Origin of the sequence: Paenibacillus sp. FSL R7-0302 (assembly GCF_038006885.1) — a bacterium.
In the GTDB taxonomy this organism is placed as follows: Bacteria; Bacillota; Bacilli; order Paenibacillales; family Paenibacillaceae; genus Paenibacillus_AQ.
On the sequence record NZ_JBBOWB010000003.1, the window covers coordinates 135,831 to 143,665 of the forward strand.

A 7,835-nucleotide genomic window follows, 5' to 3' on the forward strand; every position below is an offset into this window, starting at 1 on the left:
ACTCCCTTATGCCAATGCTAAGCGGCTGTTTCTGAGGAACACACCATAACGGTAGAAGCCAATTACATTTGCGATCTGGCTGTTGTCAACCAAGATTAAGTCCTTTTCCCATTCAAGAAGATAAGGATAAAGTGGTTTAGCGGCACCGCCAGTCAATGCGAGACGGTCGAATTTATCACGGTTCGTCCAGCGCTGATTAATCAACGGAATGACGTCTTCAGCATATTGCCGGATGTAAAGGTCTTTTGGGTGCTTGATATCAATTGAAGAACGCTTGGAGATTTTATAAGTATCAGGGTTGTCGCCTAAGATTTGAAATTCAACAAGTTTAGCAGTTGCCCCAGCATTAGGGTTTTCACGGTTGATCCAGTCAGCAATATTCTGATAAACCTTATACATGCCCATATGGAATGTTGCTCTGTCGTCACTCTGAGCATCCATTTCTTTTACTCCGTCCACGTCAAATGTGCCGCCACCTGCATCCAGGATGCCAATGTATTCCTCTCCAGCTTCTTCGTCTGCGACTTTACCTTCATCATCCAGGTAGATCGACATTACAGTGCCGAGTGGCTGCGTAAGAACCTGAACCTCTTTAACTTTAGCTACCTGTTCTTCATCATTCTTGGTAATTACGTGTGTACCTTCGAAAACCTTCTTCAATTGTTCTTCAGCCTTAGTTCCCTTTTGTACTGAAGGAACACCTGTAACCAGAAGTATTTCGTCGTTATCTTGAGACATTTCAGCAAGTGCGAATTCAGAGAGCAGCTTGTAAGGCTTCTGCATGTAGCGATCCTGGCTGGTGAACGTGTTGATTGGGTTCAGTGCCTTGTAGATATCCTGCCCCCAGAGGTAATTTTCCTCTTTATATTGATTGGAAGAGAATGTGTCCAAGACCAGCTTGGATTGAAAGTAGGGATCAGTCTGCAAGAGGTCTTCACGAATGAACTGATTAGGTAGCAATAACGGGGATGTTCCGTTGTGACCGTATCCTTTTACCCATACATTTCCGTGATCAAGGCCAAGTACCTTGAGTTGTTTTTCTGCGACTGCTTTAGCTGCCATTGATGATCTCTCCTTATTTTTCCCGAGTGTTTGTCCGGCTTATGAAACTATTGTATAACATTTGTTAAACAAAAAGCAAGACATATTATGGTAATGTTGAACAAATGTTAAACTGTTAAACATCTGTTAAACAGAATAAAATATCTGTTAAACAATTGTTAAACAAATGCCCAAAGCCTTGATATAACAAGATTTATGAGTGTATGCTATATAGAACAAGTGTGTGAAAGGGATGAGTGAAGTGTATTTTCTTAATGAGGATCACAAAAAGAACTATGCATTGGCGTTAGAACTATATCCAGAAAGTAGAGGAAGTACCGAATATCAGGTTGGATGCTATATTATGGCTCACCCAGAGATATTCCCCAAGACTGGAATGAAAAGACGCATTGGAGTATTCGAAGGATGGATTAGACAGGACTTCTCCACTGGAATCCGTTTACTTATTGATGCAGGTCGAAATATGTATGGTGGTGGAAGAGTCAAGTTTAATCTGAATGATGGGATCACAACCTGGGATGCAGGCAACTTGGGAGTGTTTATTACAGCCTGCGAGATTCGCAAGGGATTCCATAGGATATAACGTTCGGTTTTAGCATATATAGATGAAGCAATGCATTTTGCGGTTGCCGACGAACATTGAATTCATCAATGGATTCATGTATAATATAGGCAAGCAACACCTTAAGATTCATCTGAATGTTAAGCCTGACAAATAGTAGAGAATGCACCGCAAAAGGGTGCTAACGTATATGCTTGGTATTGTATTGATTATTCACCTGTTTGGTTGGCTCTTTGATAGCACCTGATGGCCTGGAAGTGTGATCTAGCCAGTAGACGAAAACGGTTATAGATGCCTATCTTTGTCGTTAGGGATTTCCATGAATTACGTTAGGGATCAGTGCCTAGTGCGATCATGAGAAAGCAATAAATTTGGATCATCATCGTATTGAAGTGGCATATGCTGTGTTTCTTATTATGAAAAAACGAGAGACATGGATAGGCTTATTTGGGTACGATGAAATAAGGTAGCAGGAATGAGGTGGTTGAGTTGATCAGAGTGATCGAATTGGAAAGTGGATAGGATAGGTCTATGTATAGGTATGCGAAAATACGGTGAAAAGTGGGTGGAGGTTGAAAAAAAGGTAGTTGAAAATAAAGTGTGGTCGAGTTAATGATGTGCCTACGGGTCTGTTGGAAATGTAAGTGCTTTCATGACTAGAAACCACCCCCCCCGGCCCTGTCTCATAATTGGAGTTATGCGACATACCCGTGATATGACGGCCCAAAGTGCTGTTTCTGGCCCATCTGCCGGGCTGCGCTGCCTAGATGTAAAATGATGGAATATTACTAATTAATCCCAGATTAGAAATAGCTGGGACGGATCACGGCCCGACTTGACGTATATTGTAACACCGGGCGAATTGTCGGAGACTCACATACCACACATACGCACACCTGTCAATAACGTAATTACGTAATCTCCTAAATAATACCATGAATGTTCTTGTCTTTTTCCCATGGGACGAAATTAATCCCACCAAAGACATAAAGAGTCCCATAAGCATATTCAATCAAATTTGTCAATATGGAACATATATTCTATTTTCGTCAACCTAATTACCTTGACAGTTCTCTAAGGCCGCCAGAAGCCCGTATAAGCTCTTAAAATCATTTGGGTTATCCTTATACTGCCTATACCCTTAGCGTCGATTTTCAATATATAGTATGCAATGCAATCCTCAACGATGGATCAACTACTATATATAGTGTGATCTTAGAATGTCCAATATCTACCATACTTCTAATCGAATATAGTTATCAACTGTCCATCCCATGATAAATATTATTTATATGCGAACACTAATACGAACGCTATGCAATAGTAAGCGACTTACATATATCAAGAAACATACACATAATTATCAACCGTGATTATACCACTAACTATTTATTAACCACGTACGTACATAAACCGATTAAGTTACTATTAGTAATTGGAGCAATTGGATCGGGCAGGAGGATACCGCCCAGAACCCTACATACACTCACACGCACCCACGCACACACATACGCAAGGCCGGGACGTTTTGGCGACATATAATAGAAGGAACTCGCTTGAGCTTTAGAAGACCACCCAGAACCCTACACGCACATACTGAGCCATGCACATCCATAGGCAGCATAAGCCACCTATAAGCCTATCTAAGCGCCTTCATGACCCGATAGATAGATTGATAGGGTTAGGTATATCAACGGCTTAGAAAGTCATACAGGCCCGTGTAAGGCTGAATCAACCCTTTACCCTATATGATACGGTTCATCCTGGGATGCTCCAGGCGACCAAATGACCCAGACCACGAATCAAAAAAATCATAAATATTATTAAAATAGGTATTGACATCTTAAATTTAAAACATTATTTAAGCATAATTACGCCCTATATCGACCAATAATTGTCATAAAAAGCCGGATTCAGCGTCTAATTGTGACAAAGTACCGAACAAAAATTCAAAAGGGTTGCTTTATCTATTGCCAAGGTGATATATTTATCTCACGAAAGAGACACACACACCGCACGACACACATTCGCATGACAGTAGAATTACAAAGCAAGCCCACGCAAGGCACACGCAATACACTAAACCACGCAAGGCCGTAAGATGTGTAAGACTGCTTTAAAGGTAGTGCAAAAGCGTAAAATATAACTAATCGCAAAGACAGCAGGCGAAAAAAGTAAGACCTGCCCAGCGGATCAGATTCTGTATAGTGGGTTTTGGTTACGGCCTAGTTTCCCCGTTATATAGTCGGAACGTGACAGCAATAAACAAATTGATCTTTGAAAACTTAACAGAGCAGCCGCAAGCCTGAAAGAGCGGCACACGCTGAAAGCACCAGCGCAAGTTATGCCATGACAGGCCACAAGGCCAGAGCGAACGCATAGGCGGGAATCTAAGCGTGTAACATTCATTTGATTAAATCATTCATTCCGAGTGTTCGGCTTATTTGCCGAGCGCTTGAATCCTATAACATTCAAGTTGTGGGATTCAAGCGCTTTACAAATTATGTCAAGCGTAAAATATAATGAATCGGAGTGATTGCAAATGACAAACAAGAAGGCCAAATTACAAAAGGGTAGCAAGTTGAAAGTTCTTGCTAAAAACGATGTAGGTGACAAAATCAGCGTGGATTTTGATGATTTTATGCAGGCTGACAAATGGTTGAAAGATAATGGTTTTGTCATGATTGCATGTTCTGGCAAGCTGGGAAAGCCAAAACAGTAACACCCACACATGAAAGATGCTTTACCTGTCATGGCAGGATGTAAGCCCATTAAGCCATGAGCGTTAGGAGTTAGGCGGCTATAACAGCGCCTATCTTCTAGGTTGGGACTATAACAGCCCATACACACCAAACAAAAAGGGATGATTGCAAATGACAACATTAAATAACATTGTAAAAATGATTATCGAAAAGAAAGATTTAGAATCCCGTTACGGCTGGATATCCTGCTTTGAAGCTCCGAAGGAGTACGACAGAATGGATAATCTTTCTACTGACATTGAAAAGGCCATAAGAGAATATTTTAACAATGACTTTACAGGTTTCACAATGGAAGCTGTTAGAAACTCACTTGAAGATGCAGCCGACTACATCAAAGAAAACAGCCTTGACATTGAAAGTGAAGACCTACAAATCAGCTTCAACACCCAGGACGATTACATAACAGAGTATGTAGTTAGCGACACAAATGAGCAAGCGAACGAAATGTTTAACAACCTGTTTTACTTTATGGGCAGTGATCTACGGGCCGCATGGCTGCGCAGTCACTACCTGGATCATGAAAGCAATACATTCTATAACCATTTTGTAGACTTTGTTATAACAGTTCAGCAATAACACGTTACGGCGTGTATAAACAGGCCAATAAGCCGTAAGCGTTAACCGTCAAATAAAGACGGTTAGGAGGTTCAAAATATAATATAGTAAAGGATGATTGCAAATGATGAAACGCCCTTTAATAAAGTATAAAAGACAGACATTGACACAAGTAAAGGCAGAAATTAAATCTAAAGGATATTGGGGCGGAACCGTAGTTCCTTGTAATCTCCGACCTGATTCAGAACTAGCTATAAGGGATGTTCGTTTTACAGCCGAAGATATGGAGCCTAGCCCAGATCATAAGGACGGAAGATTTTTAGACTGGATGAATCAATTCGGTTACTACAATCTAAGTAAACAAAATGGTTATTATGCTGCCTTTTACAAGCAGATTATTGACCTAAGCAAACCGCCTTTAAGTCGTTCCGGCGACTCTAAATAGACCTTAAGCCGGAAGCGTTAACCGCCTTTATTCGGCGGTTAGGTGGGACAACCCAAAAATAAACAAAAAGGAATGATTGCAAATGATAGTACATGTTGAAATCAGTTTTAAAGTAGGTTTCAGTAATTCGGTTGATTCAAGCTTTTATATTCACGAAAGAAACTTTGAACGTGATCTGAAGGACATTACAAATTTTCTTAACTATGCCTTTAAAGATGAACGCCACAATGACAGCGTGATAACAATTACAGAGGGCGACGACAATGTTTTCTATCTTGAAAATTCGAAACGCTTCATTCTGACCGAATATAACAACGGGTTCCAGGAGCGTCCATATAACAGCCTGGAAAAAGGCTATATAGAAACAGCTTCCAAAACGTTTGGGACTGAAGGGAGCGCAAGGCAAGAAATGAAAAAGGCTGTCATTAAGAGCCTGAAACAAATTCTAAAGAGAATGGAAAATGTCGTCTAAGCGACTTTAAACAGCCTTTAAGCTTAGAGCGTTGCCTTGTGGATCATTCCGCTAGGCAGGTGGGAACCATCCCAATAACTTAAAAGGAATGATAACAAATGACAATTACAGAACAGATTAAAAATATGGTAGATGAATACATAACAGGCGTTCAAAAGGTGGACAACCATGCTTTTATTTTTAAAACCAGAGAAAAAGTCGTGCGGTTCTGGTGCAGACTGCTGGAAACTGAATTTGATTCACTGCAAGCGCTGGATAGTGAGCGCAAGCGTCTGAGCCTTCCAGAGATAACAGAAGGCTATAAAAGGGTTTACCTGGAGTGCCTGAAGGATGCAGGAAAGTTATCGAATTCAAAGTTTTCACCTGCGCTTGATACCATAGAAGCCGAAACAGTTAATTCGATCATGTTTAAAGTCATGATTGAATGTGACCTAATGAATGAGGGTGAAATACCAGGAATGTCCAGAAGTGAAAGAAGGAATAAAAACAGACAAGTGAAGGAGTTTTTTCAGCGGTGGGTAAGCCTGGTTCCGTATGACGAGAGACAGGTTTTTCTATCTGAAATTCAGACGTTGCAGCGTCTTTAAACAGCCATTAGGCTGCAAGCGTTGCCCAGCATATAGCGGCTGGGCAGGTTGGGACATTTTGACCCATAACCACAAACCAGAAAAGGAATGATTACAAATGATTAAAATTGTGTCCGCAAAATTCAAAACGGATTCATATAACAATGGAGATGCAGCAACCTGGGATAAAAAAATGAAAGAGTGTGACAAGATTTCTGCATCACTAGAAAAGGGGTGCAGCGACCTTTTGACCTCTCTTGCTATTCATGGTTATGTAAAAACTCACAACGAAAACAGAGCTATTGAAGTGGTTAACGCTTTGATGTCGGCGGGGTATCGTTCCTCATACAAATTCATTGCAGAAAAGGAGATAAAATAATTATGACGAAAGCAACAGTAAAAATAGGCACAAGACGGCTTAAGCGAGTAATAGCCAGGATGGGCAAAGGTGATGTAATCAGCGACAAAGCTTTTAATAAGTACGCAAACGGCGTAACTAAATACAGCCTTGCAGTGTGGGATGCGGTTATAAAGGAATTGCCTGCCGATGGTTTTTACAAAGCTGAAATGACATACAGACCCGAACCGCCTTATAATGTAAAGACAGCGATTTTACACCTATATCATAACAGCGGGGTAAAAGTGAAGTTACACGGCGTTAATTCTGGATACAGCGGTGAAGGGCCAAGGGGAACCTTCAAGGTGCTTACAGATATCGGTTTTAAACAGGCGGACATTGCTTTTAAGAAGGAAACTTTTCTGTTACGCCGGAGAGCGACAGCAAACACGTTGCAGCGTGTATAAATAGCCATTAAGCTGCAAGCGTCCTGCCATATAACAGCGGCAGGGGTTGGGAACTACTAACCCATTCAAACTAAACCGAAAAGGATGATTTCATATGAGTAACAAGCCGCAAGCATACGAACCAGCAGAGGGGTATAAATATCAAATTTTAACGAAATATGCAGGCGAAAAGGCGTATGAGCATTGTGACTATGCCCGAGACGATGCCGATAAAAAACACCTATTGAATGAATACCGCCTAGCATACGGCGCTGCTTTTAAATTTAAAACCATACTGTTACCACAAAAGTACTGGAAAGATAAAGGGGAGCTTACTAAAGCTCAAGCCCTGGCAAACTTCCGGCTTTACAACGTTGACTGGTTAAAAGAGAACAAAAAGGATATTCCTGCAAGGCGGCAGGCTTGGCACGATTACACCGACATGCTTTGCAAGGATGGACAAATAACAAAAGAGCAGTATAACACCTGGGACAACCCTTTTTAAAGTGTTGCGGCACAATAACAGCCCATTAAGCCGCAAGCGTTGCCGATCTGAAATAGATTGGCAGGTTGGGACGTATCAAGCCCAAAATATAATAAGAATGGAATGTTAGCACATGAAATACGA

General features: G+C 41.1%; 10 protein-coding genes. 9 read left to right on the forward strand and 1 reads right to left on the reverse strand.

Annotation, left to right across the window (positions count from 1 at the left end):
• Positions 1 to 6: 6 nt before the first annotated feature.
• Positions 7 to 1,062, reverse strand: coding sequence for a ParM/StbA family protein (locus MKY96_RS33410; protein WP_340947148.1), 1,056 nt, complete (start codon positions 1,060 to 1,062; stop codon positions 7 to 9).
• Positions 1,063 to 1,294: 232 nt separating this feature from the next.
• Between MKY96_RS33410 and MKY96_RS33415 the strand changes: the two genes are divergently transcribed.
• The 9 genes from MKY96_RS33415 to MKY96_RS33455 all read left to right on the forward strand — a co-directional run bounded on the left by MKY96_RS33415 (position 1,295) and on the right by MKY96_RS33455 (position 7,712).
• The gene (locus MKY96_RS33415) at positions 1,295 to 1,645 is read left to right on the forward strand and encodes a hypothetical protein (protein WP_340947150.1); all 351 of its coding nucleotides are present in this window, start codon (positions 1,295 to 1,297) and stop codon (positions 1,643 to 1,645) included.
• A gap of 2,521 nt (positions 1,646 to 4,166) precedes the next feature.
• Positions 4,167 to 4,346, forward strand: a complete 180-nt coding sequence (locus MKY96_RS33420; RefSeq protein WP_340947154.1) for a hypothetical protein — start codon at positions 4,167 to 4,169, stop codon at positions 4,344 to 4,346.
• Positions 4,347 to 4,497: 151 nt separating this feature from the next.
• The gene (locus MKY96_RS33425; RefSeq protein ID WP_340947156.1) at positions 4,498 to 4,962 is read left to right on the forward strand and encodes a hypothetical protein; all 465 of its coding nucleotides are present in this window, start codon (positions 4,498 to 4,500) and stop codon (positions 4,960 to 4,962) included.
• A gap of 103 nt (positions 4,963 to 5,065) precedes the next feature.
• A complete protein-coding gene (locus tag MKY96_RS33430) occupies positions 5,066 to 5,386 on the forward strand; it encodes a hypothetical protein (protein WP_340947157.1) in 321 nt (106 codons plus the stop codon).
• Between the two features lie 82 nt (positions 5,387 to 5,468).
• Positions 5,469 to 5,858: a hypothetical protein gene (locus MKY96_RS33435; RefSeq protein WP_340947159.1), complete on the forward strand. Its 390-nt coding sequence runs from the start codon at positions 5,469 to 5,471 to the stop codon at positions 5,856 to 5,858.
• Positions 5,859 to 5,956: 98 nt separating this feature from the next.
• Entirely contained in the window at positions 5,957 to 6,445 is a 489-nt protein-coding gene (locus tag MKY96_RS33440) for a hypothetical protein (RefSeq protein ID WP_340947161.1), read from the forward strand.
• A gap of 97 nt (positions 6,446 to 6,542) precedes the next feature.
• Positions 6,543 to 6,803 carry a hypothetical protein gene (locus tag MKY96_RS33445; protein WP_340947162.1) on the forward strand — a complete coding sequence of 87 codons (261 nt, stop codon included), beginning with the start codon at positions 6,543 to 6,545 and terminating at the stop codon, positions 6,801 to 6,803.
• A 2-nt stretch (positions 6,804 to 6,805) separates the two neighbouring features.
• Positions 6,806 to 7,228: a hypothetical protein gene (locus MKY96_RS33450; RefSeq protein WP_340947163.1), complete on the forward strand. Its 423-nt coding sequence runs from the start codon at positions 6,806 to 6,808 to the stop codon at positions 7,226 to 7,228.
• A gap of 94 nt (positions 7,229 to 7,322) precedes the next feature.
• On the forward strand, positions 7,323 to 7,712 hold the full coding sequence (locus MKY96_RS33455; RefSeq protein WP_340947164.1) for a hypothetical protein: 390 nt from the start codon (positions 7,323 to 7,325) through the stop codon (positions 7,710 to 7,712).
• Positions 7,713 to 7,835 lie beyond the last annotated feature (123 nt).